This window comes from Brevundimonas sp. Root1279 (genome assembly GCF_001425945.1).
Classification (GTDB): Bacteria; Pseudomonadota; Alphaproteobacteria; order Caulobacterales; family Caulobacteraceae; genus Brevundimonas.
This window is the reverse complement of sequence record NZ_LMEB01000010.1, coordinates 187,872-213,806: the sequence shown is the minus strand read 5'-3', so window position 1 is coordinate 213,806 and position 25,935 is coordinate 187,872. Positions and strand designations below refer to the sequence as shown.

Sequence of the window (25,935 nt, the reverse complement as noted above, 5' to 3'; positions counted from 1 at the left end):
AAGGAAAGGCTAAAATGCCCTCCGTCCACACGTCCAATATTCAACAAAGGATTCATCGAGGTTTATGAGCCCTTACTGAAAGATCAACGTTTGATGCTGATCAGTTCGGCCAGCATCTCGTCAGCCGTGGTGATGATCTTCGAAGAGGCGGAATAGGCGCGCTGGGTGGTGATCAGGCCGGTGAACTCGGCCGACAGGTCGACCGTCGAGGCCTCGAGCTGGGACGACCCGATGGTGCCCGCGCCGCCCGTGCCGGCAGTCTTCAGGTTGTAGGTGCCCGACCCCTGGCTGACGCGGTAGGCGTTGCCGGTCGACTCCAGCAGGGCGTCCGGGCTCGGGAAGGTGGCCAGGGCGATCTGGGCGATGCGGCGGGTGACGCCGTTGTCGAAGATGGCGGTGACGAAGCCGGTGTCGTCGATCTTGACCTCGGCCAGGTTGCCGAAGGCGGTGCCGTTGGTCAGCACGGCCTGAACGACCGAGGCGCTGTCGTACTGGGTCAGGCCGCCTGCGGCCGCAGTCAGGTCGAAGGTCAGAACCTGGTCATCGATGCCGAGACCCGGGGCCCAGTTGAAGGCGCCGGCGCCCGGAGCGGCGGTGTCGGACGCGCCGAAGTTCAGGGTGGCGGCGGCCGGATCGGCGAACAGGGCCGAGGCGCCCATGGCGGCCATGGCGTCGACGTCGAGGCGGCCGTCCTGGGTGAAGGCCACCAGGCCAGTCTTCAGTTGGCCGTTGGTCAGGCCCGCGCCGGTGATGACGTCGCCGGCCGGGATGGCGCGGATTTCGGCGTACCATTGGTTCGGCACGGTGCTCTTCAGGAAGGACAGGGCCACGGTGCGCTGGCCGCCCTTGGAGTCCGAGACCGGGATGGTCAGCTCGAAGTCGGGCTTCACGCCGGCGCCGGTCTCCGGATCCCACATGGCCATGGAGTTGGTGGCGGCGTTGTAGGCGTTGGCGCCGACCGGGGTGGCGGTGGCGTCGATGGCCTCGGCCGACAGGGTCTGGCTGGACTTGAGGTTGGCGTTCAGCTGGACGCGGGTGGTCGGCTCGGCGGTGCCGCCGACGGAACCGACGTTGATGGTGCGCAGGCGGTTCAGGTCCGACGGATCGGTGGTGATGTTGCCGTCGGCGTCGACCGGCCAGCCCTGCAGGTAGAGGCCGGCGGTGTTCTTCAGATAGCCCAGGTTGTCGACACGGAAGGCGCCGGCGCGGGTGAACAGGCGAGCGTCGGTGACCTGGAGGTTCTCGGCCTTCTCGGTGACGACGAAGAAGCCCTGGCCGGCGATGCCCAGATCAGTGCCCGAGGTGGTGCGCTGCAGCTGGCCCGCCTGGCTGACGTAGTGGCGGGCGCTGGAGAGCACGCCGCCGGCCGAATAGCCCGCGCCGGTGACCTGGCTGTTGATGACGGTCTGGAACTCGGCGGCGCTGCGCTTGTAGCCGACCGTGTTCACGTTCGCGATGTTCTGCGAGATGGCGGCGAGGGCGGCCGAGTTGGCGGTCAGGCCGGAGACGCCGGCCAGAAGGGCGCTGTTGATGCTCATGGCAGGAGCTCCTTACGAGAACAATTTCATGGGGTTGAGGGCGGCGAGCGAGTCCATCAGGCTCTCGTCGTCGTTAGCGGGGGGCGGCGTCGCCGCCGTGCGGGCCTCCTCCAGCGCGATCACGCTGGAGAGCGGCAGAATGGAGTTGCCCACGGTCAGGTAGGCCTCGCCGTCGTACATCTCGACGCCGGTGATGCGGCCCCGGGTGAGGACCTGGCTGTCGATGGCCTGGCCGGCGGCGTCCTTGGCCACGACCTTCAGCGAATAGACCGAGCCGTCCTGGGCGTTGGCGCCGGTGGTGGTGACGCCGTCCCACTTGAAGTCGTGCAGGCCGGTGGTCTTGTCCGGCGCGGGGCCCGACCAGACGACCTTGCCCGAGCCGTCGAGCACCTGCAGTTCCGCCGACGCGGCGTTGGAGGCCAGCTCGTAGCTCCAGGTCGCCTCGCCGTCCGTGAACTTGGTCGCCGCCCAGGCCGCGGTGGCTTCCTTGCCGATGTAGTTGGCCGCGCCGGCCAGGCCGCCGCCGCCCTGGGCGGAGACGAGGCTCTTGAGCAGGTCGTTGGTGAGCAGTTGCTGCTCGACCCCGGCCATCTGGGTCAGCTGGGCGGTGAACTGGTTGGAGTCGACGGGGGACAGCGGGTCCTGGTTCTTCAGCTGCGAAGTCAGCAGGGTCAGGAAAGTCTCGAAATTCGAGGCCAGCATGCCCGTCCCGGAATTGATGCGGGCGGTCGCATTATTGGTTGTGGTGACGGCGTCAACCATCGGTCAGACCTTCATGTCCACGCCCGTGGGCGCGAGTGAGAGCGACATCCAGCGCGGCTGGACGACGTCGGTGTCGTTGTTCAGTCGGGCGGCGGCGGCGAAGGCGCGACCCTGGTTCTGACGGGCGTCCTGGCCGCGGTCGAAGGCGCTGGAGCCGCTGTCGCGGTCGGCGAACTCGAAGGCGTCCTCAGCAAGGTGGAAGCCCTGCTGCTCAAGCTGACGGCGCAGCTCGTCGGCGCGGCCCTTCAGGTCCGTGGCGGCGGCGGGGTTGTCGAAGGCGAGGCGCGCCTGCAGGCGGCCCTCGGAATCGATGTCGAGCTTGACGTCGACGCGGCCGAGCTCCTCGGGCAGCAGGGCCATCTCGAAGCGGGTCGAGCGGGCGTCCAGCTTGCGGATGATCTGGGCGGCGATCTGGGCCGTGGCGTCGATGGTCACGCGCGACAGGGACGTGGGGGCGGTGGCGGCCTCGCGGACCGTCGCGGCGGTCTGGCTGGCGGACGGTTCGCTCGAGCCGACGAGGGGTTCCGCCGTGTCGGCGGGGGGCTGCTCGGTTGCTGCAGCGGCGACGGCCGGTGCGGCCTCGGCGGCCTTGGTCGGCTGATCGTTCGCCGGGGCGTGAGCCGGGGCGGCAGAGGGCTGCGCGGCGGCCTGGGCGCCGCGGGCGTCGCCGGGCGCGGCAGGCTCCGCGGTCAGGGCGTTGGTGTCGACGACCTTGGAGGCGCGCTCGGTCAGCGGACGCAGTGGCGCGGGCTCGGGCTTGGCGGGCGGCGGCGTCGGGGCCACGAGGGCCTCGGTGGCGGCCTTGGTGGTCGTGGCGACGGCAGCCGCGGTGACCACGGCCGGATCGCCCTCCGCGACGGGCTCGGCGGCCGGGGGCGGCGTAGCGACGGCGGGCGCGGCCTCGTCCGGCAGAACCTGGGGCGCGGTGGTCGGGTCGGCCTTGGCGGCAGGCGGGCCGGCGGCGACGGCGGCCTCGACGGGCGGGGCGATCACGGAAGATGCGGGAAGCTCAGGGGCGGCGGCGCCGCCGTTCGGGGCAGGCTGGGCGGCCGAAGCATCAGCGCCGGATGTCGTCTCCGGCGGCAGGGGCAGCGGCAGGGTGACCGGAGCGATCAGGAAGCCCGGCGGCACGAGGGCGACATCGATCTCGTCGCCGGCGTCGGTCTGGACCTTGTCGGCCAGCGCGTCAGCCTTGGCGGCGCCGCTCGTCATCATGCCGGCCAGGATGCCTTCGAAGCCGGACGCGTCGACGACCTCGGTCGATCCTTGCGGGATCGCCGGGACGGCGGATGCGATCATGGAGAGCACGGCTTGCGCGGACATGGTCCAGAGGGGGTGTCGCCGAGGCGATGGGGACTGGGGCGCCTGCTGCGCCGAACATTCGAAACCCCTGGCGCAAGTCGCGGGCCACTTGCGTTGATCCGAGCAACTGCTGGAAATATAACGACTAAGTTCCCGACGCGCCGGTGCGCGTCAGGCGCCGCTGATGTCGAAACTTGCCGCGTGAGGTCGTTTCTTGCCCGGCGCCGGGCGCCGCCCGGGCGGGCCGATCCAAATGGCCCGGTGTTTGCGCTCCTTGCCCGGCATGACCCAGGCGCAAAACGCGAACTCGCGGAAAATCAGTGACTTGTCCGGGCGGCCTGCAACCGCCGCCGGGCAAAAAGCGCGCGCAGGCTGGAAGGCCTTGCCGGGCGCCGTGCGTAAGGAGGCCTTCTGATGTCGCTTAACGCGATCATGCATACGGCGACCTCGGGTCTCGCCGCCGCCCAGACCCAGCTGCGGATCGTCTCGGACAACGTTTCGAACGTCAACACGCCCGGATACGTCCGCAAGATCGGCGATCAGGTCACCTTGACGGGCCAAGGCATCGGCTCGGGCGTCGAGGTGGCGCGGATTCGCCTGGCCACCGACCGTTTCCTGCAGGCGGCCAGTCTGAACGCCGGCGCCGAGGCTGCGCGCCAGGGCGTGCGTTATGAACTGTACGACCGGATTCAGTCGCTGTTCGGCGATCCCGGCGGCGACAGCGGCTTCTTCTCGCAGGTCGACGGCGTGTTCTCCGCCTTCGCCGCGAGCGGCGAGGACGCGACCTCGTCGCCGCGCCGACAGGAGGCGCTGTTCAAGACCCAGGCCCTGTTCGATGAGGCCGGACGCATCGGCAAGCAGATCCAGGCGGTCCGCGAAGACGCCGACGGGCGCATCCAGAGCGCCGTCGAAAAGGCCAACAGCCTGCTGACCCAGATCGAGGGGCTGAACCTCGAGATCGCCCGCGCCACCGTGGTCAACGGCGACGCCTCGGGCGCTGAAACCGCCCAGTCGGCCCTGATCGGGCAACTGGCGGAGCTGATGGACATCCGGGTCTCGGTGCGGCCGGTGGGCGGCGTCTCGATCCGCACCTCCAGCGGTTCGCTGCTGGCCGGGGAGGGGGCGGCGACGCTCTCCTACACGCGCGCAGGCACGATCACCGGCGAGACCGCCTTCAACGAGATCTGGATCACCGAACCGGGCGGCCAGAAGAAGTCGCTGCTGGACAACGTCACCTCGGGTGAGATCAAGGGCCTGGTCGAGCTGCGCGACGTCGAGGCTCCGGCCGCGGCGGAGCGTCTGGCCGAACTGGTGGCCCACGTCGCCGACGAGCTGAACCGCGCCCACAACGCAAACAGCAGCGTTCCGGCGCCGACCAGCCTCACCGGCCGCAACGTCGGCCAGACCTTCGAGAGCGCCATCGCCGGGTTCACCGGCCAGAGCACGATCGCCATCACCACGCCGACGGGGGTCATCTCCACGCGCGCGAACATCGTCTTCAGCGGCTCGACGATGACGATCAACGGCGTGGCGGCGACGCCCGCCAATTTCCTGACCGTGCTGAACGCCCAACTGGGCGGCGCGGCCACGGCAAGCTTCGTCGACGGCAAGCTGAGCATTGCAGCCACGGGCGGCAACGGCGTGGCTGTGGCCGACGACGCGACTTCGCCCTCGAACAAGGCCGGGCGCGGCTTCTCCCACTATTTCGGCCTCAACGACCTGATCTCAACGGATCGGCCCACCTTCTACGATACGGGCATGTCCGCGGCCTCGCCGCACGGCTTCACCGCCGGCGAGACCCTCAGCTTCCGCTTCACCGGAGAGAGCGGCTCGAAGCTGCGCGACATTCAGGTGGCGGTGCCGGCGGGCGGAACCCTTGGCGACCTGTTGACCGCGCTCAATGATCCGGCGACCGGCGTCGGTCGCTTCGGCTCCTTCGCCCTGGGCGCCGACGGCTCGCTGAGCTTCACCGGCTTCGGCAACCCGCCGCCGACCATGAGCGTGCTCGAGGACCGCACCATCCAGGTTCCGTCGGGCGTGTCGGTGACCGAGCTGTTCGGCATCGCGGGCGGGGTTCGCTCCTCGCGCGCTGACGGCTTCACGGTGCGCGGCGACATCCGACAGAGCCCCGGCAAGCTGGCCCTCGCGCAGCTGAACCTGGGCGCAGCCGCCGGCGCCTCGGCGCTCAGCAACGGCGACGGTCGCGGCGGGCTGCTTCTCGCCGACGCCGGCGAGCGGACCTCCAATTTCCAGGCCGCCGGCGGGGCCTCGGGCGGCGCAATCTCGGTGTCGCGCTACGCCTCGGAGCTGTCGGGCGACATCGGCGGCAAGGCGGCGGCCTCGAAGAACCGCAAGGAGGCGGCGCAGGCCCTCTACACCGAGACCACGGCCCGCAAGACCGCCTACGAGGGAGTGAACCTCGATGAGGAGCTGGTGCTGATGACGACCTATCAGCAGGCTTTCAACGCCTCGGCGCGCCTGATCCAGGCGGCCAAGGACATGTACGACACGCTTCTGGGGATGATCTGATGACCCGCGTCGCGACTTTCGGAAACTACGAGTCGGCTCTCCTGGACCTGATGAAGGCCCAGACCCGGGCGGCCGAGGCGCAGGAACGCGTCTCGACCCAGAAGAACGCCACGGACCTGACCGGCTTCGGCCGGCAGTCGGAGACGCTGACGGCGCTCAAGGGGTCGCAGAGCCGCATCCAGGGTTTCATCGACACGGCCGAGGCGGTCTCCGCCCGCCTGACGACCCAGGACCTGGCCATGGGCCAGATCAGCGACGGCGTCGCTGGACTGCGCGAAGCCGTCGGCAATGTGCTGGCGACCGACTCCGCGATATCGCTGATGCAGGACCTCGACGGCTACTTCCAGAGCATCCGCGGCGGGCTGACCATGCGTCACCAGGGCGGCTATCTGTTTTCGGGCGCGTCGACGGGCAAGACGCCCGTGAACATCGACACCCTCGGCGAACTGGCCGCGGCGCCGACGGTGGCCTCGGTGTTCGACAACGACACCCTGAAGACCGCCAGCCGCGTGGCCGAGGGCACGACGCTGGAGACCGGCTTCCTCGCTGATGAGCTCGGCACGGAGGTGTTCGAGATCCTGCGTGACATCCAGCTGTATCATCAGAGCGCCAGCGGTCCGCTGACGGGCAAGATGAGCGAGGCCCAGAAGGCCTTCCTGACCACCCAGTTCCAGCGTCTGGAGCAGGCGGCGACCGGCGTAACCGACAAGATGGCCAAGACCGGTTCGATGGCCAACCAGGTCGAGTCCATCACCAAGAGCCACACGGCCCAGCTGAACTCTCTGGAGGAGCTGGTCTCGAACCGCACCGACGCCGACATGGCGGCGGCGCTGACCGATCTGCAGTTGTCGCAGGTGGCCATCCAGGCGTCGGCGCAGGTCGTGTCGCAGCTCAGAACGGTCTCTTTGCTCAACTATCTGAGCTGACGCGACAAAACGCCCGTAACGGCCACGCTGGACGCACGTTCTCGAAGAGAACATAGTGCGAACAAATGGCTCAGATCGATCTCCGGAAGAAGCTGTCCATCCTCGCGGATGCAGCGAAATACGACGCCTCGTGCGCATCCTCGGGCACGTCCAAGCGGGACTCGGTCGGCGGCAAGGGAGTCGGCTCGACGGAGGGGATGGGGATCTGCCACGCCTACACGCCGGATGGGCGGTGCGTGTCGCTCCTCAAGATCCTGCTGACGAATTTCTGCATCTACGACTGCGTCTACTGCATCAACCGGGCGAGCTCGAACGTGCCCCGGGCGCGGTTCAGCGTCGACGAGGTCGTCGCGCTGACGCTCAACTTCTACAAGCGGAACTATATCGAGGGCCTGTTCCTGTCGTCCGGCATCATCCGCTCGGGCGACTACACGATGGAGCAGCTGGTGCTGGTGGCGAAGAAGTTGCGCACCGAGCACGACTTCCGCGGCTACATCCACCTGAAGCTGATCCCCGAGGCCGACCCCAGGCTGGTCGAGGAGGCCGGCCTCTACGCCGACCGGCTGTCGGCCAATATCGAACTGCCGCGCGACGAGGCGCTTGAGCGCCTTGCGCCGCAGAAGAGCGTCGGGGTGATCAAGAAGGCGATGAGCCAGGTGCGGCTGGGCGTCGAGGCGGCGAAACCGGGCAAGCGCGATCGGATCAAGCCCCCGAAATTCGCCCCGGCGGGCCAGTCGACCCAACTGATCGTCGGCGCAGACGGGGCGCCGGATACGGAGATCATCGACCGATCGGCGTCGCTGTACGGAGGGTACGGCCTGCGTCGGGTCTATTATTCGGCCTTCAGCCCGATCCCGGACTCCTCGAGCATCCTGCCTCTGACGAAGCCGCCTCTGATGCGAGAGCACCGGCTCTACCAGGCCGACTGGCTGATGCGGTTCTACGGCTTCGCGCCCGCTGAGATCGGCGAAGCGGCCAATGACGGCATGCTCGACCTCGCCATCGATCCCAAGCTGGCCTGGGCGCTGAACCGGCGCGAGCAGTTCCCGGTCGATGTGAACACCGCCCCGCGGGAGATGCTGCTGCGCGTGCCGGGCTTGGGGGTGAAGTCGGTCGACCGGATGATCTCGGTGCGCCGCTACCGGACCCTGCGTCTGGAGGACGTGGCGCGGCTATGCCGGGGCATCGACAAGGTGCGCCCCTTCATCACGGCGCTTGACTGGACCCCGGGCGGATTGACCGACGCGGTCGACCTCCGCGCCCGGATATCCCCGGACCCGGCGCCCGTGCAGATGAGCCTGTTCTGATGCGGGTCGCTCATCTGGACAGCGAGACGGACTTCGACGGCTGGCGCAGGGCGGCGCGGGCCTTTCGTCTGGGGAACGTCAGGCCGTCGGATGCGGGCTTTCGGGTCGGGGCGGGGGAGGGCGGCCTGTTCGATGAGGGGCCGCCGCCTGCGCCTGAGGCGAACGCCCAGTTCACTGCGCCCAGGGCTTTCGTGGACCTGGCGCAGGCAGTGATCCTGCACCGCTCCGCTGACCGGTTCGACCTGCTGTACCGGCTTCTCTGGCGGTTGGGCGACGAGCCGGACCTGATCAAGGTGGTCAGCGACCCGGACGTCGCCGACGCCATGGAGAGGGCCAAGAACGTCAGCCGGGCCAGCCACAAGATGAAGGCCTTCGTGCGCTTTCGGCAGGTGCAGGACGATCGCGGCGAGGCCTGGGTCGCCTGGTTTGAGCCGGCGCACCGCGTGCTGGAAAGGACTGCGCCCTTCTTCCAGCGTCGCTTCACCAGCATGCGCTGGTCGATCCTGACGCCGGACGGCACGGCATTCTGGGACGGAGATTCGCTCAGCTTCGGTCCGCCTGCGACGCGCGACATGGCCCCGGCCGAGGATGAGATCGAGGCGTTCTGGAAGACCTACTACGCCTCGACCTTCAACCCGGCGCGGTTGAAGACCCGGACCATGCAGGGCGAGATGCCCAAGCGGTACTGGAAGAACCTGCCGGAGGCGGCGCTGATCCCGGAACTGGTGGCGATGGCGACGGTTCGGACCGACGCCATGGTCGCCGCGCCCGCCCCGGAACCCAACGCCCGTCTCGCCAAGACCCTGTCGCGGATCAATCGGGACGCGGCCTTTGACGAGGGCTTCGTCCCCTCGACCCTGCAGGAGCTGGATCAAGCCGTGCAGGCGTGCCGCCGCTGCCCGCTGTGGCGCGACGCGACCCAAGGGGTGTGCGGAGAGGGGCCGAAGAAGGCGAAGCTGATGATCGTCGGCGAGCAGCCGGGCGACCAGGAGGACCTAGCCGGCCATCCCTTCGTCGGCCCCGCGGGCCAGGTGCTGGACGCAGCGTTGGACGAAGCCGGCATCGATCGAGACGACGCCTTCGTCACCAATGCGGTCAAGCATTTCAAGCACGAGCCGCGCGGCAAACGGCGCCTGCATCGGACGCCGAACACCAGTGAAGTGAGCGCCTGCCGTTGGTGGCTGGACGCGGAGCGGCATTTGGTGAAGCCGAAGGTCATCGTCACCCTCGGCGCAACCGCCGCCTTGGGCGTGCTGGGACGCAAGCCGGTGGTGACCCAGGAGCGCGGCCGGCCGATCGATCTGCCTGACGCCCGGGCGCTGCTGACCGTGCACCCGTCATACTTGTTGCGTATCCCTGACCGCGTCGAGGCCGCCGAGGAGCGCGAGCGCTTCGTCGCCGACCTCAAGAAGGTCCGCGCACTGCTCTGAAATTCCAGCAAAGCGTGTCTGAACGATTACGCTTCGCGGACGTTCTTTGGCTGTGTCCCAGCTTTGCCGTGGCGAACCGTAGGCAAAACGGCCGGGGCATTTTAGGTAGGGGCATGGCCGCAGCGGATTTCGAGATCGAGGACGGCGAAGGACCGGTGACGCTTCGGCTCACCGGCGACTGGACCGCGACCCAGCTCGGCCGCATCTCGACGCGGCTCGACGAGGCGTTGGAGAACCGGAAGCTCGAGGCGGTCGACCTCGCGGGGTTGGGCAAGTTCGACACCGCGGGAGCCTTGGCCATCGTCCAGGCCAGCCACTGCGTGCTGCCCGCCCAGGCCTGGGGGCAGCGTCCCGAGGCGGGGCGGACCTACGCCATGGTCGAGAAGCTGGAGCGCGAGAGCGCCGGGCCGCCCAAGCGGTCGTCCGGCTGGGTGCGCGGCTTCGCCAAGATCGGTCGCGGGGTCGAGGACATCGTCGAAGAGGCCACTCTGTCGATGGCCTTCCTTGGGCGGCTGATCACCTCGGTCGGCACTGCGCTAAAGCATCCCCGGCGAATCCGGTGGGCGGCCTGGTTCAGCCAGGGCGAGCGGTCGGGGCTGGACGCCATCCCGATCATCGCCGTGACCAACTTTTTCATCGGGGCGGTGATCGCCTTCCTCGGCGCGAACATGCTCACCCAGTTCGGGGCCGGCGTGTTCACCGTGCAGCTGGTCGCAGTGTCGGTGTTGCGCGAGTTTGCAGTCGTCATCACGTCCGTGCTGCTGGCGGGGCGATCATCCTCCTCCTTCGCCGCCGAGATCGGTTCGATGCGGATGAACCAGGAGGTCGACGCCATGCAGGTCATGGGCGTGAACCCCTTCCAGGCGCTGGTCATCCCGCGCTTGGTGGCGATGGTCGTCATGCTGCCGGTCCTGACCTTCGTCGGCATCGTCGCCGGCCTGCTCGGCGGCCTGCTGGTGACCTGGAGCCAGCTGAGCTTCGGTCCGTCCTTCTTCATTCAGCGCATCGCCGAAGACCCGGCCATGAGCACCCACCTGCTGGTGGGCATGGTGAAGGCGCCTGTGTTCGCGGTGGTTATCGCCGCCATCGGCTGCCGGCAGGGCATGGCTGTCGCGGGCGATGTCGAAAGCCTGGGTCGCCGGGTCACCGCGGCGGTGGTCCAGGCCATCTTTGCGATCATCTTCCTCGACGCTGTTTTCGCGATGATCTTCCTGGAACTGAATATGTGATGGCCGCTCCGGAACGCCTCATCGAAGTGCGCGGGTTGCTGAGCCAGTTCGGCGACCGCGTCATCCACGAGAACCTCGACCTCGACGTCGAGCGCGGCGAAGTGCTGGGCGTCGTCGGCGGCTCGGGCACCGGCAAGACAGTGCTGCTGAACAGCATCATCGGGCTCAAGGAGCCCGAGGGCGGCACGATCAAGGTGCTGGGCCACGACCGGACCGACATGACCCCGGCCCAGGAGGCCGACTTCGAGCGCCGGACCGGCATCCTGTTCCAGCAGGGGGCGCTGTTCTCGGCCCTGAGCGTGATCGACAACGTCGCCTCGCCGCTGGTCGAGCATACCCATCTGTCGCGCGACGTGATCCGCGAACTGGCCGAGATGAAGATCGCCATGGTCGGGCTCAAGCCCGAAGCGCACCATCTCAAGCCGGCGGAGCTGTCGGGCGGCATGCGCAAGCGGGTCGGGTTGGCGCGCGCGCTGGCATTGGATCCGGAGCTGCTGTTTCTGGATGAGCCGACGGCGGGCCTGGACCCGATCGGCGCAGCGGCCTTCGACGACCTGATCCGGCAGTTGTCCGACGACCTCGGGCTCACGGTTTTCATGATCACCCACGACCTCGACAGCCTTTACGCCATCACCGACAAGGTGGCGGTGCTGGCCGACAAGCACGTGGTCGCCAAGGCTCCGGTCCGGGAGCTGGAACATTCGGACCATCCCTGGATCAGGGAATATTTCCTGGGCCCGCGCGGACGCGCCGGCAAACAGGCCGCCTGAGGGAGAGCGGACACGATGGAACGAGACGCTCATTACGCCGCCGTCGGCATCGCCACAGTCGCCTTGCTGGCGGCCCTGGCGGTGTTCGCCATTTGGCTGGCCCGACTGCAGTTCAACAACGACTACGACGTCTATGACATCGTCTTCTACGGCCCCGTGCGTGGGCTGTCGGAGGGCGGCGAGGTGCATTTCAACGGCATCCGCGTCGGCGAGGTGACGGACCTGAATCTTGATCCGAAGAAGGGCGATCAGGTGATCGCGCGGATCCGGGTGGACGCCACCACGCCGATCCGGGTGACCTCGCGCGCCCAGCTGGAGCCGCAGGGCATCACCGGCCTGAACTACATCCAGATCACCGCCGGCAACCCGAACAGCGACATCCTCAAGACCCAGTATCCCGACAACGTCGTGCCGGTGATCCAGAGCCAGCCGTCGCCGATCGCCGAGCTGTTGTCCGGCTCAGGCACGGTGCTGGCCCAGACGGTGGATGCGCTGAACCGGATCAATCGGGTGCTGTCCGACGACAACGTCCGTTCGTTCTCGACCAGCCTGAAGAACGTCGAGGCCCTGACGACCGAGCTGGAAGCCCGCAAGCGCATGCTGGAACAGCTCGAGCAGACCCTGACCCGCGCCAACTCCGCCGTGGCCGAATACGAGGCTCTGGCGATCAGCAGCCGTCGCATCGTCGAGGGTGACGGGCAGAGAGCGGTCGCCAACATCAACGCCGCCGCGGAAGAGGCGCGCTCAGCCGTGGCCTCGATCAATCGATCGGCGACCAATCTGGAGCGGCCGTTGAACGACTTCGCGTCGACGGGCCTGCCTCAGCTGCAGACGTCGATCCAGCAACTGGATGAGGCGACGCGGTCGCTGCAGTCCCTGATTGACGACGTGCGGGCCAGCCCGCGCGAGTTCATCCAACGCCCACCGTCCGTGGAAATGGAGGTCGAACCGTGATCCGAGCCCTGAGCAAGACTCTCGTGGCGGTCGCCGCCGTCGCCTCGCTGGGCGGCTGCGCCCTCCTGTCGAGCCCGGATCCGGTAGCGCTCTATCGCTTCGGGACCTCGCCGGCGGCCGGAGGCGAAGCTGTCGCCCCGGCGTCGCAGGTTCAGGTGGCCATGCGCCGGCCGGAGTTCGTGCAGGCGGCGCGTGAGGATCGCATCCTGGGCGTCACTGGCTCCGAAGCCGCGTACATCGCCGGCGCGCGCTGGGTCAGCCCGGCCAATGTGCTCTACAGCGACGCCCTGGAGTCGGCCTTCGCCTCCCAGGCGCAGCGGGTGCGGCTGATCGGGCCGCGCGAGCTGACCCGATCGAGCCAGGCGTTGGACATCGACGTGCGCACCTTTGAGGCCCGGTACCCGGCCCCGGGCGCGGCGCCGACGGTGACCATCGTGGCCCGGGTGCGGCTCCTGAACGCTCAGGAGCGGTCAGTCACGGCGGAGCGGGTGTTCGTGGTCGAGCAGCCGGCGTCGGCGAACCGCGTCTCGGCCATTGTCGAGGCCTTCGACGTGGCCACGCGGGACCTGAACACCCAGATCGTGAGCTGGACCGACCAGCACGCGCAGGCGGTACCGGCGGCGAGCTAGAGCGGGCGACGCAGGCCGGTCAGCCGGCTTTCGACCTCGGCATGACGGGCGCGGGAGGCCTTGAGTTCGGTTAGGGCCCGGTCGATGCGCTTCACCAGGTCGTCGCGGAGCTTCAGCATGCGCTCGCGTTCGGGGCGGACCTTCTTCGGCCGCTTGCCGGCGAGGCCGAGGGCGTCCTTCCAGTCATCCCGCCAGGCGGCGACGCCGTCGGCGCAGGCCTTGAGCGTGTCGACGGCGCGGGCGTCAGCGTTCTGGGCGCCGCGGATCAGGGGCAGGGTTCCAATGGCGGCGGCGCGGCAGGCGTCCAGCGCAGCCTTGCGCCCGTCCAGCGCATAGGCGGCGTCCTCGCCCAGCGGCGAATGGCCAGTCAGGCGGCGGACGGCGGCGGCGGTGTAGGCGTCCAGGTCGACGACAGCGTCGCGGATCTCGACCCACAGGCTGTCCAGCGAGCCCGAGCGGCGGCCGGCGCCGTCGACGCGCCCCGTCAGATCGGCGGCCACGTCGGCGAGAGAGGCGGAGCCGCGGGCGTAGGCCTCGCGGAAGGCCTTCAGGCGGCCGCCACGACTGTCGAACAGCCCCGCTAGGCCCCGGCGGGGCTCCAGGAGGGCGGGGTCCAGGTCACCGAGGACGGCGCGGGCGTGGGTCAACTGGGCCGCGGCCTCGGTCAGGTCGCCGGTGCGGGCGGCGGCCAGGGCGCGTTCGATCTTCTCGACCACGGAGGCGCGGGCCGGTTCGGCGAACGAAGCCGCCTGGGCCTCGTCGAAGGCGGCGTCGATCGCCTCGATTCGCGCCGCGTCCGCCTCGGGCACGACGCCCTGCCAGCGGTAGGCTCCGTCAGCCATCACCCCACTCCACCCCGCCCGGTTCTGCGACCGGCGGGGCGAGTATGACTACGACTTCAGCGTGTCGGCAACGGTGCAGCTCTCGCCGCGCGAAAAGCCTAGGCGGCCAGGGCCGGGCTGACGGTGTAGGTCGCCTCGGTCTTGGCGGCGACCTCGTCCAGGGTGACGCCGTCGGCCAGTTCGATCAGCTCCAGGCCCGCGCCGTTCGGCTTGACGTCAAAGACGCACAGGTCGGTGATGATGCGGCTGACCACGCCCGTGCCGGTCAGGGGCAGGGTGCAGGCTTTCAGGACCTTGGACTGGCCGTGCTTGTTGGCGTGATCCATGACCACGACCACGCGCTTGACGCCGGCGACCAGGTCCATGGCGCCGCCCATGCCCTTCACCAGCTTGCCCGGGATCATCCAGTTGGCGATGTCGCCGTTCTCGGCCACTTCCATGGCGCCCAGGATGGACAGGTTGATATGGCCGCCGCGGATCATGGCGAAGCTGTCCGAGGAGCTGAAATAGCTGCTCTCGGGGATCTCGGTGATGGTCTGCTTGCCGGCGTTGATCAGGTCGGCGTCGACGTCCTCATCGTAGGGGAAGGGGCCCATGCCGAGCATGCCGTTCTCGGACTGCAGGGTCACTTCCATCCCGGCGGGGATGTAGTTGGCGACCAGGGTCGGGATGCCGATGCCCAGGTTCACATAGAACCCGTCCTGGAGCTCCTTGGCGGCGCGCTCGGCCAGTTGTTCGCGGGTGCGGGCCATTATGCGGTCTCCCGGGTGCGGATCGTGCGCTGTTCGATGCGCTTTTCGGACACGGTCTTGACGATGCGGTCGACGTAGATGCCCGGCGTGTGGATCTGGTCGGGGTCGATCGAGCCGACGGGGACGATCTCCTCGACCTCGACGACGGTGACCTTGCCGGCCGTGGCCATCATCGGATTGAAGTTGCGGGCGGTCTTGCGGAAGACCAGGTTGCCGCGCTCGTCGGCCTTCCAGGCCTTGACGATCGCCAGGTCGGCGACGAGGCCGGTTTCCATGACGTAGTCGCGGCCGCCGAAATTGCGGACCTCCTTGCCCTCGGCGACGAGGGTGCCGACGCCGGTGGCGGTGAAGAAGGCCGGGATGCCGGCGCCGCCGGCGCGGATGCGCTCGGCCAGAGTGCCCTGCGGGTTGAACTCCAGCTGGAGCTCGCCGGCCAGGTACTGCCGCTCGAACTCCTTGTTTTCGCCGACGTAGGACGAGATCATCTTGGCGATCTGCTTGGTCTCCAGCAGCTGGCCGAGGCCGAAGCCGTCGACGCCCGCGTTGTTGGAGATGACGGTGATCCCCTTGGCGCCGCTGTCGCGCAGGGCGGCGATCAGCTTCTCGGGGATGCCGCACAGGCCGAAGCCGCCGGACATGACGGTCATGCCGTCGAAGGTCAGGCCCTCCAGCGCGGCGTTCGCGTCGGGGAAGATCTTCCGCATCGCTTCCTCATGTTTTTTCACCGTCTGATGAATATCAGCGGCCTTGCCCGTCCGTAACGCGCGAGGAGGGCGGGGGCAAGTCCCGCGGCGCCGAGCGACGGGTTCAGACTCCTGCCGAGCAAAAAGAGAGTCTGAATAGTCTGAATCGTCTGAAATCGGCCGGACGGCCTCGTGACGTCGGCCTGCCTGTAGCGGCACCCCGCGCCAGGATCGGTCGTAACGGCCAAGCTCCGTTAACCTTTTTCTTCGCCTGGCGCGCGCGGGCGGTAGCCAGAGACCGCCGATAGGGTAAAAGGTCGAGCTGGTTAACCTTCGCCATTGGGGGGCGAGTTGCGCGCCGGCATCAATGCACTGACGCTTGTCTTCGTGATCGGGGTGGCCGCGGGCTTGGCCCTGACCCCTGACGGCCGTCACTGGCTGCGCAATCCGACGGTGATGCTGGGCGGCGAGGCCAACGCCTCGGTCCAGCCCGCGTCGGGAGCCCCGGCCTCTGCCCCGGTTCCGATCGCCAGCCCTGCGCCCGTACTGGCTGCGGTGACGCCGCTGCCCGACCGGCTGGCTAAGGGCGGGCTGCGTGTCGGCGTGTTCGGCGACTCCATGGCCGACGGCCTGTATGCGGGCCTGTACCGCGACCTGCGCGATCAGCCGAAGGTGACCGTCAGTAAATTCTCCGAGGTGTCGACCGGCCTGTCGCGCTACGACTACGTGGACATCCAGGCCAAGACCCGCCGCCAGCTGGACGAGCAGCCGATCGACGTGGCGGTGATCCTGTTCGGGACCAACGACGCCCAGGGCATCAATCTGGAAGGGACCATCCACGTCTTCGGGAGCGACGGCTGGAAGGCCGCCTACGGCAAGCGGATCGACGACCTGGTGACCCTGCTGCGCAGCCGCGATGTGGCCGTCTACTGGGTCGGCCTGCCGCGGATGAAGGGCGAGCGCTTCGATGCGCGCATGGGCCTGATCAACGAGGTGGTCGAGGCGCGGATGAAGGCGCTGAACGTGCCCTTCATCGAGACCTTATCGGCGACCTCGAACGGCAACGGCGAGTATGAGGCCTATCTGGCCAACGACGAGGGGCGCCGCACCCTAATGCGGGCCAACGACGGCATCCACATGTCGATGGCCGGCTATCTGCGGATCAGCCGCCCGGTCGCCGACCGGCTGAAACGCGATGCGGGACTGGACGGTCCGGCGGCGCCGGCCGTCTGAGGATGAACCGGGCGGGGGCGCTCATTTTCGCGGGGGTTCTGACCGCAACGGGCGCGGCGGCGCAAGAAGTCGCCTATGCGGACCTTGATCGCGGGCCGGTGGGGACTTCGATCTGTCCGGGCGGCATGTGCGGCTCAGCGGGGCTGACGCCTCTGTTCGAGGCCCTGGCGGCGACCGAGGCCGGCGAGCGCAAGACGCCGGTGCTGATCCTGCAGGCGGGCGACAGCCACACGGCGGGCGGCAAGATCTCCGGCAAGCTGCGCGCGCGGCTGCAGATGCGTTTCGGCTACGGCGCGATGCTGACGGCGGACGCCCCCGAGCCGATCGACGCACCGGGCGTGCGCCTGATCGAGGCCGGCGAGGTCGGGGCCACCCTGACCGGCTTTGCGACCGGCAAGCCGGCCCTGCCGTCCGCGGGGTCCGCCGTGCTGACTATCCTCGCCTTCGGCACCAACGACGGGTTCGACGACGGGCTGGACCCGGTCGTGTTCGAGGCCCTGCTGCGCAATCAGGTCGAGGGCCTGCGCAAGGATGGGGCGGCGGTGCTGATCCTCGGCGCGCCGGACGCCTTGCGCACCGGGTCCGGCGGTGGCTGTTCCGCCGACGGCCTGCGCGCGCCGCCCGCCAATCTGGCGGTGGTGCGGGACGTGCAGCGCCGGGTCGCCGCCGAGCTGGGTGTGGCGTTCTGGGACTGGCACGGGCGTATGGGCGGGGATTGTTCGGCGGACCGGCTGGCTTTGAGGGCCGACCCCTTCATGCGCGGCGATCGGGTGCATTTCACCGCCGCCGGCGCCGACTGGATCGGCGGCGTCCTCGCCGACGATCTGCTGGCGGCCTATGACGCGTGGAAGGCGAGCCAGGGCCCTGGGAGCATCCGCTAGTGCTGTTCCCCACGCTCGCCTTCGGCGTCTTCTTCCTGTTCGTCTATTTCGTCGCCTGGTCGCTGGATCGCGAGAACGGGCGGCGCAAGCTGTTCCTGCTGCTGGCCAGTTGGTTCTTCTACGCCCAGTGGGATTGGCGCTTCGTCGGACTGCTGATCGCCTCGGCGGTGCTGAACTGGGCCATCGCGGCCCTGATCGCGCGCAAGATGGAGCGGGAGGGGGCAGAGGCCCGGCGGGCCTGGCTGGTCGGACTGGGCGTCGCGGTCAATCTGCTGATCCTCGGCTTCTTCAAATACTACGGCTTCTTCGTGCAGGAGGCCGGGGAGCTGCTGGCCCGGTTCGGTTGGGAGCGGGACCTGCCGCTGCTGCAGATCGTCCTGCCGGTCGGGATTTCGTTCTTCACCTTCCAGGGCATCAGCTACGTCGTCGACGTGCACCGCGGAAAGACGCCGCCGGCCAAGAGCCTGCTCGACGTCATGCTGCTGATGAGCTTCTTCCCGCACCTGGTGGCGGGACCGATCGTGCGGGCCTCGGATCTGCTGCCCCAATTCGACCGGACGCCGCGCCTGACGCGCGAGATGGCCACCCACGGCCTGCTGCTGATCGTCTGGGGCCTGTTCAAGAAGACGGTGATCGCCTCGGAGCTGTCGATCCACCTGGTCGACCCGGTGTTCTTCGATCCGTCCGCCTACAGCGCGATCGACGTGGCCGCGGCAGTCTATGGCTACGCCATCCAGATCTACTGCGACTTCTCGGCCTATTCGGACATCGCCATCGGGGTGGCGGCCCTGCTGGGCTACTCCTTCCCGCGCAATTTCGACCAGCCGTACCGGGCCAGCTCGATGCAGCAGTTCTGGCGGCGCTGGCACATCAGCCTGTCCAGCTGGCTGCGCGACTACCTGTATGTGCCGCTGGGCGGGGGACGGAAGGGGCTGATCGCTTCCTGCGTCAACGTCTTCATCACCATGGTGCTGGGCGGGCTGTGGCACGGGGCGGCCCTGACCTTCCTGGCCTGGGGCGCGCTGCACGGCGGAGTGCAAGTGATTGAGCGGCTGGGGCGCGAGGCGTTCGGCGGCCGGCGCGTGATCCACCCGGCCATCGGGGTGCTGGTCACCTTCCACATCGTCTGCCTGGGCTGGATCCTGTTCCGGGCCGAGAGTTTCGAGCTGGCCATGGCCATGCTGGAGGGGCTGACGCGGGCCGGGCCGGTGCAGATGCTGACGCCGCTGTTGCTCGGCCTGATCATCGCCGGACTGGCCATGCACTGGCTGCCGCCGCGGGCGGTCGAGGGGCTGGCCGAACGGCTGAAGACCGCGCCGGCGATCACCCTGGGCCTGCTGATCGGGGCGGCCATCCTGCTGGTCGAGGCGGTGCGGCCCGAGGGCGTGGCCCCCTTCATCTATTTCCAGTTCTAGGACGTTGGACCCGCGATGACCGACGACAGGGACAATCACGAACCGCCCGGGCCCTTCCCGGTCCACAACGGGGACTCGCCGTTCCCGCCGCTGGGGCTCGAAATGGAGACGCCCGCCGATCCGCCCAGCGACTGGATGGAGACGGCCAACGCCCACGACCTGCCGACGCGCGACAACGCTCTGGTGGCGCTGGGCCGCTTCGCCTTTCCGCCGGCCCCGCCGCTGGACGACGAGGGGGTGGCGGCGCGCGAGCGGCGCTGGACCAGCTGGACCATCCTGACAGCGACGGTGTTTCTGCTGGTGTTCAATGCGGTGTCGCCGCTGAACTGGTCGCGGCAACAGCCGGCGGGCTGGGTCCCGGACACGGTGCGGCAGCTGTCGGAGGTGTGGGTCGACCAACTGGCGGTGTTCGGCGTCGACCAGCCGCGGCAGGGGACGCGCGAGCTGTGGCAGGCGGCGCGCGAGGCTCGCTTTGTCGGTCAGGAAGCTGCGGCACCCGCAACCTAGTGCCCGGCGGATTTGATACCTGGCCCGGCCCCTCGCTCTTGCGGGCTTCTGTGAATCAGGGGTGGTCTGGCACGAACAATCACCAGGCACCTGTACAGGCGAATGCTGCGCTGGAGGCGGCTAAGCGACTGTTACGGCGAGGATTAAACTTGAAGAACGAACTGACGATAATCAGATTTCATGGCGCTCACCCGGGCGCTGTGCCAGATGTCGCGCCGGCCAAAGTCGCTGCGATCACCAGTGCTATGTCCGATTGTTTTCGGTGGTTTGCTAACGAGATCGGGCTAAACGCTAGGGTTGAGTTCTACTTTGTTGTAGCTCCCCGAAAGGTCAGCTTAGAGATCGTACTGCACCACGCGATTTCCGCGCAAAGTGTTCTTCCAATCGCCCAGGCGGCGTTGGGAAACCTTCGCTCAATGCTCATTAATGAAAGTGATCTGATCGGCTCAGCGGTCGACATCTTCACGATCATCTTTGGTGGAAAGTATGCGTTGGTTGACATGTTCCGCCGCAAAATCGGTACCTCACCACTCGAGGTCCAGAGATTGGTTGCTGACAATCCGGGTTTTAGCGCGACTCAGATTTCGGTCGGCGCCAGCGCGCTCAGGGATGGCAACATTACTCATGCAATTGAAGCGCTGATGAGCGCCGCTATCACCAAAGGCGTTTCGCGCGTGGAGATTCAGATCCGCGATGAACCGCCGGTGACGATCTATGAGGCCAAGGATCGACAGGATGCTCGCTTGTTGGCCACGTCGAACTTGGAAATGTTGGACCCGTTGGTGGATCTTGCGCCGCTCGAACTCACGAGGGTGGGGGATGAAATCTTAGGGACTAGGTCGGACGACGGCGGAACCCACCTATTCTTGGCAACACGTTACCCAATGCCACCGCCGCACGAGAACCTGCTCGTACTTTGGCCCGCCGCAAGTCCTTTACCGGAACCCGGCGAGAGCTTCGTGGTGAAGGCGAGGAGAATGAGCCAGTCCGAGATCGCCAAGCTACCTCTGGGAGGTACCGTGCCGCCAGCCTTTGAGGACGCTCTCGCCGTTCTTAAGGTGGGGACGGTCTTCCGCTGATGGCGGCGCGCAAGGCGCGGTTCAGCGGGCAGGACCCGGGCTCGACACCGCCGACGGAGTCGTGAAGGGTTCGGCCGAAGGCTGAGGGGCTTGAGGGGCATGAGACTGGATCGGCGATCGGCGCTCGCGTGCGGCGCAGCCTTGCTGGCAGCAGCGGCGGCAGGCGGGGTCTCGGCCCAGAGTTCTCCCTTGGCCGGCAAGCGCGTGCGGCGCGGCGTATCCAGCCTGACCGCGACCAGCGACGACGTGGTCGCCTTCGGCGAGGGCGTGCGGGCCATGAAGCGCCGCTCGGACGGCCTGTCGTGGCAGCGCCAGTTCCGCCTGCACGCCAGCGAGGCCCAGCACGGCAACGCCCTCTTCCTGCCCTGGCACCGGCTGCAGCTTCTCCACCTCGAGCAGATCATCGCCAATCTGACCGGGCATGAGACGTTCGCCATGCCCTATTGGGACTGGCAGGAGGATCGTTTCCTGCCGTCGTGGATCACCGACAGCGCCTCGCCGCTGTATGAGCGCAACCGGGCGAAGGGGGTGGCTGAGCTGGACTTCGCCACGGCGCGATGGGCCACGTCCGAGTACTCGGCCAATCTGGCGTCGGACGACTTCACGACCTTCTGCGGCCGGTTGCCGGAGGGCGCGGGCATGGTCGACGCCTATGCCCACAACCACATCCATCAGCTCGTCGGCGGGCTGATGAAGAACCCGGCCACGGCGACGGCGGACCCGATGTTTTGGCTGCACCACTGCAACATCGACCGCGTCTGGGCGACCTGGCAGGCGATGCGGGACCGGTCGGTCTATCCGGCCGAATGGCTGGCGACGCCGCTGACCGGCTATGTCGACACCGAAGGGAAGCCGGCGGCGGCGCAGGCGGTGAGCTCGACGCTTGATATTGCGGCGCTCGGCTTCGGCTTCGAGCGGCTCTATCCCTTCCCGGTGTTCAACGCCCCCGAGATGGGGCCGCCCGGGGCGACCCGGCGCGAGCCGCTGGGGGAGACGGTGTATCGGGTTCGCGCCGAGGCCGCGCCGGGGGAGGGACGGTTGCGGCTGACCCTGCCCGAGGAGGCCGTGGCGCGCATGCGCGAAGCGGACGACACCCTGATGATCGCCGGGATCGGGCAGGCCGCCTACGCCCGCAGCGAGAACCTGGCGGACCGCTCGCTGGAGATCCGGCTGGCGGCGGGCGCGCGGGAGCGGTCGCTGGGCTCGACCCCGACGTTCGTGCACGTGGCCGAACCGGGCGAGCATCATCACCATCGTGGCGACTACATCGCGCCCTTCCGCTTCGGCGAGGAGGTGCTGAACCTGCTGGCCTATGAGGGCGGGGCGGCGACCATCGCGGTCTCGGCCGAGGACCTGGCGCCCGAAGCCGGTCGTCCGGAGGCCCAGGCGGCCTGGCTGGAGCTGGAGCTGACCCTTACGGAGACCCGCTGGGCATGAAGCTGATCCGGATCCTGCTCGTCCTGCTCGCCGTGCTCGGGGCCGCCGCGCCGATGGCGGCCTGTTCGCTGTTCCAGGAGCCGCCGCCCGTCTACGTGCCGCCGCCTCCACCGCCGCCCCCTCCACCGCCGCCGCCGCCGCCGCCGCCGCTGGCTCCGCCGCCGGACGAGGCCGACGTCTGGCCGGGCGGACTGGTGCCGATGTGCTTCGCGTCGCCGACCGAGGATGACGCCTGGGCGCGGGACAAGGTGATGGCCGCCGCCGCGACCTGGGAAGCGGTGGCGAAGGTCGATTTCGACATCCGCCTGGACTGCGCGGACAGCCCGACCACGGGGCCGAACCGCCGCATCCCGATCCGCATCGTCCATGATCCGGAGCTGTTCGCCTCATCGACCCACCTGGGTGTCAATCTGGTGCGCGGGGGGACCATCACCCTGAACGCCGAATACCTGGTCACCAACCGCATCTGCGGGCGCCGCGGGACCATCGGGCGGGACGGCTGCTTCCAGGCCGACGCGGTGCACGAGCTGGGCCACGCTCTCGGCTTCAGCCACGACCACGTCAGCCCGCGTGCGCCGGAGTGCGTGGCGCGGATGCGGACGCCTGAGGCCGTGGTCGCGGACGAGACCTATTACGACGCGGCCTCGATCATGAACTACTGCAACCCCGCGCGCTGGAAAGGCGAGCTGAGCGTGGCGGATATCTGTTCGGTGCGGGCGGCCTATGGGGATCCTCAGGGGCGGCGGCCGACGCGGGCCAGCTGCTATGCGCTGACCGGCGCGACGACGGTGCGGCCTTCGCGTCCTTGACCCCGGTCAAGCTGGGCCCCTAGCGTGCCCGCGCTCCATCGGGGGCGAGTCATCGGGGATCGAAACTCATGCGTCATCGTCTGCTCGGCCGGGCCCTGCCCGCCTTCGTGCTTCTGGCCGCCCTGGGGGGCCCCGTGCTGGCGCAGGAGGGAACGACCTACCAGCAGCCGCCGGCGCCGATCGCGGACATTCTGGACGCCAAGCCGACGCCGACCGCCAGCCTGAGCCCCGACCGTGGGACGCTGGCGCTGTACGACCGCGCCAACCTGCCGCCGATCGCCGAGCTGGCCGAGCCGATGCTGCGGCTGGGCGGCTATCGCATCAATCCGCGCAACAACGGCCAGGCCAACAGCCGCGTCGCCTGGCTGACCGGGCTCAGCTTCCAGCCGGTGGCGGGCGGTCCGGCGCGGGCGGTGCAACTGCCGGCCGGCGCGCGCTTCACCTCGACCAGCTGGTCGCCGGACGGCAAGTCGCTGGCCCTGCTGATGGACGCCCCGACCGGGCTGGAGCTGTGGGTGGTCGACGTCGCCACCGCCCGGGCGCGCAAGCTGACCGACGCCCGCGTCAACGCGACGACCGGCGCCGGCTATGACTGGACCCCGGACAGCGCCGGGCTGGTGGTGCGGATGGTGCCTGAGGGCCGCGGCGCCGCGCCGGACGTGACCCGCCCGCCGACCGGACCGACCGTGGCCGAGAGCATGGGCCGCTCGGCGCCGGTGCGGACCTATCAGGACCTGCTGGCGGACGCCGGCGACGAGGCCCTGTTCGACCACTACTTCACCTCGCAGCTGACCCATGTGCCGCTGAACGGCCGGGCGCGGACGCTGGGCGCGCCGGGCGTCTACCTGGGCGCAGGCGTGTCCCCGGACGGGCGCTATGTCCTGACCACCAAGGCCAAGCGGCCGTACTCCTATGTCGTGCCGGCGGCGCTGTTCCCGGCCGAGGTCTCGGTCGTCGACCTGCAGGGCCGCGAGGTGAAGCGGATCGCCGACCTGCCGCTGCGCGACGACATCCCGACGCCGTTCGACGCCGTGGCCGCCGGCCCGCGCTCGGTGCAGTGGCGGGCCGACGCTCCGGCGACCCTGGTCTGGGCCGAGGCCCAGGACGGCGGCGATCCGCGCACCCCGGCCGAGGTGCGCGACCGCGTCTTCCTGCAGGCGGCGCCGTTCACGGCCGCCCCGACCCCGCTGGTCGACCTGAAGGAACGCTATGCGGGGGTGTCGTGGGGCGACGCCGACACCGCACTGGTCACCAGCCGCTGGTTCAACAACCGCCACGAGACCCGCTACGTCGTCGACCCGTCGCATCCGGGGCAGGGCCGGGTGCTGATCGAGCGCAACTATCAGGACCGCTACAACGACCCCGGTTTCCCGGTGACCGAGCCCAACGCGGCCGGCTTCCCGGTGGTGCGCTTCGCCGCCGACGGCCGGGTGCTGATGAGCGGACCGGGGGCGACGCGCGAGGGCGAGTATCCCTTCCTGGCCGCCATGGACCTGGAGACCGGCCAGTCGGAGCGGCTGTGGACCTCGGCCACCGGCGAGTACGAGAGCATCGTCGGCGTGCTGGACGACGGCGCCCGCAAGCTGGTCACCCGCCGGGAGACCCGCGACGCGCCGCCGAACCTGCAGGTGCGCGACCTGGACGGCCAGGCGACGGCCCTGACCGCCTTCCCGGACCCGGCCCCGCAACTGGCCGGGGTGACGCGCCAGCTGATCACCTACACCCGCAACGACGGGGTCCAACTGTCCGGCACGCTGTATCTGCCCGCCGGCTACGACAAGGACCGTGATGGGCCGCTGCCGCTGGTGATGTGGGCCTATCCGGCCGAGTTCACGGACGCCGCCGTGGCCGGGCAGGTGGTCGATACGGCCAACCGCTTCGTGCGCCCGGGCGGCTCCAGCCACCTGTTCCTGCTGACCCAGGGCTATGCGGTGCTGGACGACCCGTCGATGCCGATCGTCGGCGCCAACGGGGTCGAGCCGAACGACACCTATATCGAGCAGCTGTCGGCCAGCGCCCAGGCGGCGGTCGACGCGGTGGTCGGCATGGGCGTGGCGGACCGCGACCGGATCGCCGTCGGCGGGCACAGCTACGGCGCCTTCATGACCGCCAACCTGCTGGCTCACACCGATCTTTTCCGCACCGGCATCGCCCGGTCGGGCGCCTACAACCGCACCCTGACCCCATTCGGCTTCCAGGCCGAGCAGCGCAGCTACTGGGAGGCGACCGAGACCTATACGGAGATGTCGCCCTTCACCTACGCCAACAAGGTCAACGAGCCCATCCTGCTGATCCACGGCGAGGCGGACGACAACTCGGGCACCTTCCCGGTGCAGTCGGAGCGGTTCTATGCGGCGTTGAAGGGCAATGGGGCGCAGGTCCGCTACGTCGTCCTGCCGCTCGAGGCCCACGGCTATCGGGCGCGCGAGTCGGTGGGCCACACCCTGTGGGAGATGACCCGCTGGCTGGACACCTATGTGAAGAACGCTCCGCCGCGGGAGTGAGGCAAAAGTCGTGGAATGGCGGCGTCGGACTCGACGTCCAGCCAAGAAGGCGGGCGCAACAGAGGAGCGTTCGCCAGCTACGACCTTGCTTGGACGCAGTGCGGGATCGCGGCCAGGGGTACTAGGACCTTTGGCTGCCTTGTCCCTGGACCACCTATCCGGGAAGCTGGTCTCAGCGGAAGGCTGACCCCCCAACCGAGGCCGCCGCTGACCGCCTGAGCATATCCGGGGGTCCGGCAGCCTGCCTGAGACGTCGCAACTCCGGGCAGGCTGCCTACCCGTGCCCTCGTCGAGCGCTTGCAGAGGGATGACCCAATACGAACGGGGGGGCGCTCCACCACCGGCGCAACTAGGGCTTATCGCCGGGTCGCCCATGCCCCGGCGGATCTCCGAGGATGGAACGCGGGTCTATCGTCC

General features: G+C 68.7%; 23 protein-coding genes. 16 read left to right on the top strand and 7 right to left on the bottom strand.

Going from position 1 to position 25,935, the window contains the following annotated elements; genetic code table 11:
- Positions 1 to 83: 83 nt before the first annotated feature.
- From flgE to ASC65_RS17285, 4 genes are all read right to left on the bottom strand, one after another.
- Positions 84 to 1,538: a flagellar hook protein FlgE gene (gene flgE, locus ASC65_RS16185; protein WP_056455587.1), complete on the bottom strand. Its 1,455-nt coding sequence runs from the start codon at positions 1,536 to 1,538 to the stop codon at positions 84 to 86.
- Positions 1,539 to 1,550: 12 nt separating this feature from the next.
- Positions 1,551 to 2,300, bottom strand: a complete 750-nt coding sequence (locus ASC65_RS16180; RefSeq protein ID WP_056455585.1) for a flagellar hook assembly protein FlgD — start codon at positions 2,298 to 2,300, stop codon at positions 1,551 to 1,553.
- A gap of 3 nt (positions 2,301 to 2,303) precedes the next feature.
- Positions 2,304 to 3,599 (bottom strand): flagellar hook-length control protein FliK, encoded by a 1,296-nt coding sequence (locus ASC65_RS17505; RefSeq protein ID WP_235561524.1) that lies wholly within the window; start codon positions 3,597 to 3,599, stop codon positions 2,304 to 2,306.
- Positions 3,600 to 3,773: 174 nt separating this feature from the next.
- Positions 3,774 to 4,040: a hypothetical protein gene (locus ASC65_RS17285; protein ID WP_156459721.1), complete on the bottom strand. Its 267-nt coding sequence runs from the start codon at positions 4,038 to 4,040 to the stop codon at positions 3,774 to 3,776.
- On the opposite strand from ASC65_RS17285, the gene flgK reads away from it, so the two are divergent.
- From flgK to ASC65_RS16135, 8 genes are all read left to right on the top strand, one after another.
- Entirely contained in the window at positions 4,017 to 6,131 is a 2,115-nt protein-coding gene (flgK, locus tag ASC65_RS16170) for a flagellar hook-associated protein FlgK (RefSeq protein WP_056455582.1), read from the top strand. The two genes, ASC65_RS17285 and flgK, sit on opposite strands and share 24 nt — an antisense overlap.
- Positions 6,131 to 7,057: a flagellin gene (locus ASC65_RS16165; RefSeq protein ID WP_056455580.1), complete on the top strand. Its 927-nt coding sequence runs from the start codon at positions 6,131 to 6,133 to the stop codon at positions 7,055 to 7,057. The genes flgK and ASC65_RS16165 overlap by 1 nt, the downstream gene beginning before the upstream one ends.
- A 65-nt stretch (positions 7,058 to 7,122) precedes the next feature.
- Positions 7,123 to 8,364, top strand: a complete 1,242-nt coding sequence (locus ASC65_RS16160; protein ID WP_056455578.1) for a putative DNA modification/repair radical SAM protein — start codon at positions 7,123 to 7,125, stop codon at positions 8,362 to 8,364.
- Complete coding sequence (locus ASC65_RS16155) at positions 8,364 to 9,794, top strand: UdgX family uracil-DNA binding protein (protein ID WP_056455576.1); 1,431 nt, start codon at positions 8,364 to 8,366, stop codon at positions 9,792 to 9,794. The genes ASC65_RS16160 and ASC65_RS16155 overlap by 1 nt, the downstream gene beginning before the upstream one ends.
- Before the next feature lie 113 nt (positions 9,795 to 9,907).
- Positions 9,908 to 11,023 carry an ABC transporter permease gene (locus ASC65_RS16150; RefSeq protein WP_056455574.1) on the top strand — a complete coding sequence of 372 codons (1,116 nt, stop codon included), beginning with the start codon at positions 9,908 to 9,910 and terminating at the stop codon, positions 11,021 to 11,023.
- On the top strand, positions 11,023 to 11,793 hold the full coding sequence (locus ASC65_RS16145) for an ABC transporter ATP-binding protein (protein WP_056455572.1): 771 nt from the start codon (positions 11,023 to 11,025) through the stop codon (positions 11,791 to 11,793). Before ASC65_RS16150 ends, ASC65_RS16145 begins: the two co-directional genes overlap by 1 nt.
- A gap of 15 nt (positions 11,794 to 11,808) precedes the next feature.
- Complete coding sequence (locus ASC65_RS16140) at positions 11,809 to 12,747, top strand: MlaD family protein (RefSeq protein WP_056455570.1); 939 nt, start codon at positions 11,809 to 11,811, stop codon at positions 12,745 to 12,747.
- Complete coding sequence (locus ASC65_RS16135) at positions 12,744 to 13,376, top strand: ABC-type transport auxiliary lipoprotein family protein (protein WP_056455568.1); 633 nt, start codon at positions 12,744 to 12,746, stop codon at positions 13,374 to 13,376. The genes ASC65_RS16140 and ASC65_RS16135 overlap by 4 nt, the downstream gene beginning before the upstream one ends.
- On the opposite strand, the gene ASC65_RS16130 is transcribed toward ASC65_RS16135, so the two are convergent.
- The 3 genes from ASC65_RS16130 to ASC65_RS16120 all read right to left on the bottom strand — a co-directional run bounded on the left by ASC65_RS16130 (position 13,373) and on the right by ASC65_RS16120 (position 15,674).
- Positions 13,373 to 14,218, bottom strand: coding sequence for a hypothetical protein (locus ASC65_RS16130; protein WP_056455565.1), 846 nt, complete (start codon positions 14,216 to 14,218; stop codon positions 13,373 to 13,375). The two genes, ASC65_RS16135 and ASC65_RS16130, sit on opposite strands and share 4 nt — an antisense overlap.
- Before the next feature lie 98 nt (positions 14,219 to 14,316).
- Entirely contained in the window at positions 14,317 to 14,970 is a 654-nt protein-coding gene (locus ASC65_RS16125) for a 3-oxoacid CoA-transferase subunit B (protein ID WP_056455563.1), read from the bottom strand.
- Positions 14,970 to 15,674 (bottom strand): CoA transferase subunit A, encoded by a 705-nt coding sequence (locus ASC65_RS16120; RefSeq protein WP_056455560.1) that lies wholly within the window; start codon positions 15,672 to 15,674, stop codon positions 14,970 to 14,972. Before ASC65_RS16120 ends, ASC65_RS16125 begins: the two co-directional genes overlap by 1 nt.
- A 330-nt stretch (positions 15,675 to 16,004) precedes the next feature.
- Here ASC65_RS16120 and ASC65_RS16115 point away from each other — a divergent pair, with 330 nt between their 5' ends.
- The 8 genes from ASC65_RS16115 to ASC65_RS16080 all read left to right on the top strand — a co-directional run bounded on the left by ASC65_RS16115 (position 16,005) and on the right by ASC65_RS16080 (position 25,518).
- Positions 16,005 to 16,886, top strand: coding sequence for an SGNH/GDSL hydrolase family protein (locus ASC65_RS16115; protein ID WP_056455558.1), 882 nt, complete (start codon positions 16,005 to 16,007; stop codon positions 16,884 to 16,886).
- A gap of 98 nt (positions 16,887 to 16,984) precedes the next feature.
- Positions 16,985 to 17,767 (top strand): GDSL-type esterase/lipase family protein, encoded by a 783-nt coding sequence (locus tag ASC65_RS16110; RefSeq protein ID WP_162245689.1) that lies wholly within the window; start codon positions 16,985 to 16,987, stop codon positions 17,765 to 17,767.
- The gene (locus ASC65_RS16105) at positions 17,767 to 19,182 is read left to right on the top strand and encodes an MBOAT family O-acyltransferase (protein ID WP_056455554.1); all 1,416 of its coding nucleotides are present in this window, start codon (positions 17,767 to 17,769) and stop codon (positions 19,180 to 19,182) included. The genes ASC65_RS16110 and ASC65_RS16105 overlap by 1 nt, the downstream gene beginning before the upstream one ends.
- A gap of 15 nt (positions 19,183 to 19,197) precedes the next feature.
- A complete protein-coding gene (locus ASC65_RS16100) occupies positions 19,198 to 19,689 on the top strand; it encodes a hypothetical protein (RefSeq protein ID WP_056455552.1) in 492 nt (163 codons plus the stop codon).
- Positions 19,690 to 19,838: 149 nt separating this feature from the next.
- On the top strand, positions 19,839 to 20,768 hold the full coding sequence (locus tag ASC65_RS16095; protein ID WP_156459720.1) for a hypothetical protein: 930 nt from the start codon (positions 19,839 to 19,841) through the stop codon (positions 20,766 to 20,768).
- A gap of 189 nt (positions 20,769 to 20,957) precedes the next feature.
- Positions 20,958 to 22,205, top strand: a complete 1,248-nt coding sequence (locus tag ASC65_RS16090; RefSeq protein WP_056455549.1) for a tyrosinase family protein — start codon at positions 20,958 to 20,960, stop codon at positions 22,203 to 22,205.
- The gene (locus ASC65_RS17275) at positions 22,202 to 23,014 is read left to right on the top strand and encodes a hypothetical protein (RefSeq protein ID WP_056455546.1); all 813 of its coding nucleotides are present in this window, start codon (positions 22,202 to 22,204) and stop codon (positions 23,012 to 23,014) included. Before ASC65_RS16090 ends, ASC65_RS17275 begins: the two co-directional genes overlap by 4 nt.
- A 68-nt stretch (positions 23,015 to 23,082) precedes the next feature.
- The gene (locus ASC65_RS16080; RefSeq protein WP_056455544.1) at positions 23,083 to 25,518 is read left to right on the top strand and encodes an alpha/beta hydrolase family protein; all 2,436 of its coding nucleotides are present in this window, start codon (positions 23,083 to 23,085) and stop codon (positions 25,516 to 25,518) included.
- Positions 25,519 to 25,935: the final 417 nt, after the last annotated feature.

What these genes read in the sequence shown, in the direction of transcription:
- ASC65_RS16160 (WP_056455578.1), top strand. Translation starts at nt 7,123, where the DNA reads ATGGCTCAGATCGATCTCCGGAAGAAGCTGTCCATCCTCGCGGATGCA.
- ASC65_RS16140 (WP_056455570.1), top strand. Translation starts at nt 11,809, where the DNA reads ATGGAACGAGACGCTCATTACGCCGCCGTCGGCATCGCCACAGTCGCC.
- ASC65_RS17505 (WP_235561524.1), bottom strand. Translation starts at nt 3,599, where the DNA reads ATGATCGCATCCGCCGTCCCGGCGATCCCGCAAGGATCGACCGAGGTC.
- ASC65_RS16150 (WP_056455574.1), top strand. Translation starts at nt 9,908, where the DNA reads ATGGCCGCAGCGGATTTCGAGATCGAGGACGGCGAAGGACCGGTGACG.
- ASC65_RS16180 (WP_056455585.1), bottom strand. Translation starts at nt 2,300, where the DNA reads ATGGTTGACGCCGTCACCACAACCAATAATGCGACCGCCCGCATCAAT.
- ASC65_RS16165 (WP_056455580.1), top strand. Translation starts at nt 6,131, where the DNA reads ATGACCCGCGTCGCGACTTTCGGAAACTACGAGTCGGCTCTCCTGGAC.
- flgE (WP_056455587.1), bottom strand. Translation starts at nt 1,538, where the DNA reads ATGAGCATCAACAGCGCCCTTCTGGCCGGCGTCTCCGGCCTGACCGCC.
- ASC65_RS16155 (WP_056455576.1), top strand. Translation starts at nt 8,364, where the DNA reads ATGCGGGTCGCTCATCTGGACAGCGAGACGGACTTCGACGGCTGGCGC.
- ASC65_RS17275 (WP_056455546.1), top strand. Translation starts at nt 22,202, where the DNA reads ATGAAGCTGATCCGGATCCTGCTCGTCCTGCTCGCCGTGCTCGGGGCC.
- ASC65_RS16125 (WP_056455563.1), bottom strand. Translation starts at nt 14,970, where the DNA reads ATGGCCCGCACCCGCGAACAACTGGCCGAGCGCGCCGCCAAGGAGCTC.
- ASC65_RS17285 (WP_156459721.1), bottom strand. Translation starts at nt 4,040, where the DNA reads ATGCATGATCGCGTTAAGCGACATCAGAAGGCCTCCTTACGCACGGCG.
- ASC65_RS16145 (WP_056455572.1), top strand. Translation starts at nt 11,023, where the DNA reads ATGGCCGCTCCGGAACGCCTCATCGAAGTGCGCGGGTTGCTGAGCCAG.
- ASC65_RS16080 (WP_056455544.1), top strand. Translation starts at nt 23,083, where the DNA reads ATGCGTCATCGTCTGCTCGGCCGGGCCCTGCCCGCCTTCGTGCTTCTG.
- ASC65_RS16120 (WP_056455560.1), bottom strand. Translation starts at nt 15,674, where the DNA reads ATGCGGAAGATCTTCCCCGACGCGAACGCCGCGCTGGAGGGCCTGACC.
- flgK (WP_056455582.1), top strand. Translation starts at nt 4,017, where the DNA reads ATGTCGCTTAACGCGATCATGCATACGGCGACCTCGGGTCTCGCCGCC.
- ASC65_RS16100 (WP_056455552.1), top strand. Translation starts at nt 19,198, where the DNA reads ATGACCGACGACAGGGACAATCACGAACCGCCCGGGCCCTTCCCGGTC.
- ASC65_RS16130 (WP_056455565.1), bottom strand. Translation starts at nt 14,218, where the DNA reads ATGGCTGACGGAGCCTACCGCTGGCAGGGCGTCGTGCCCGAGGCGGAC.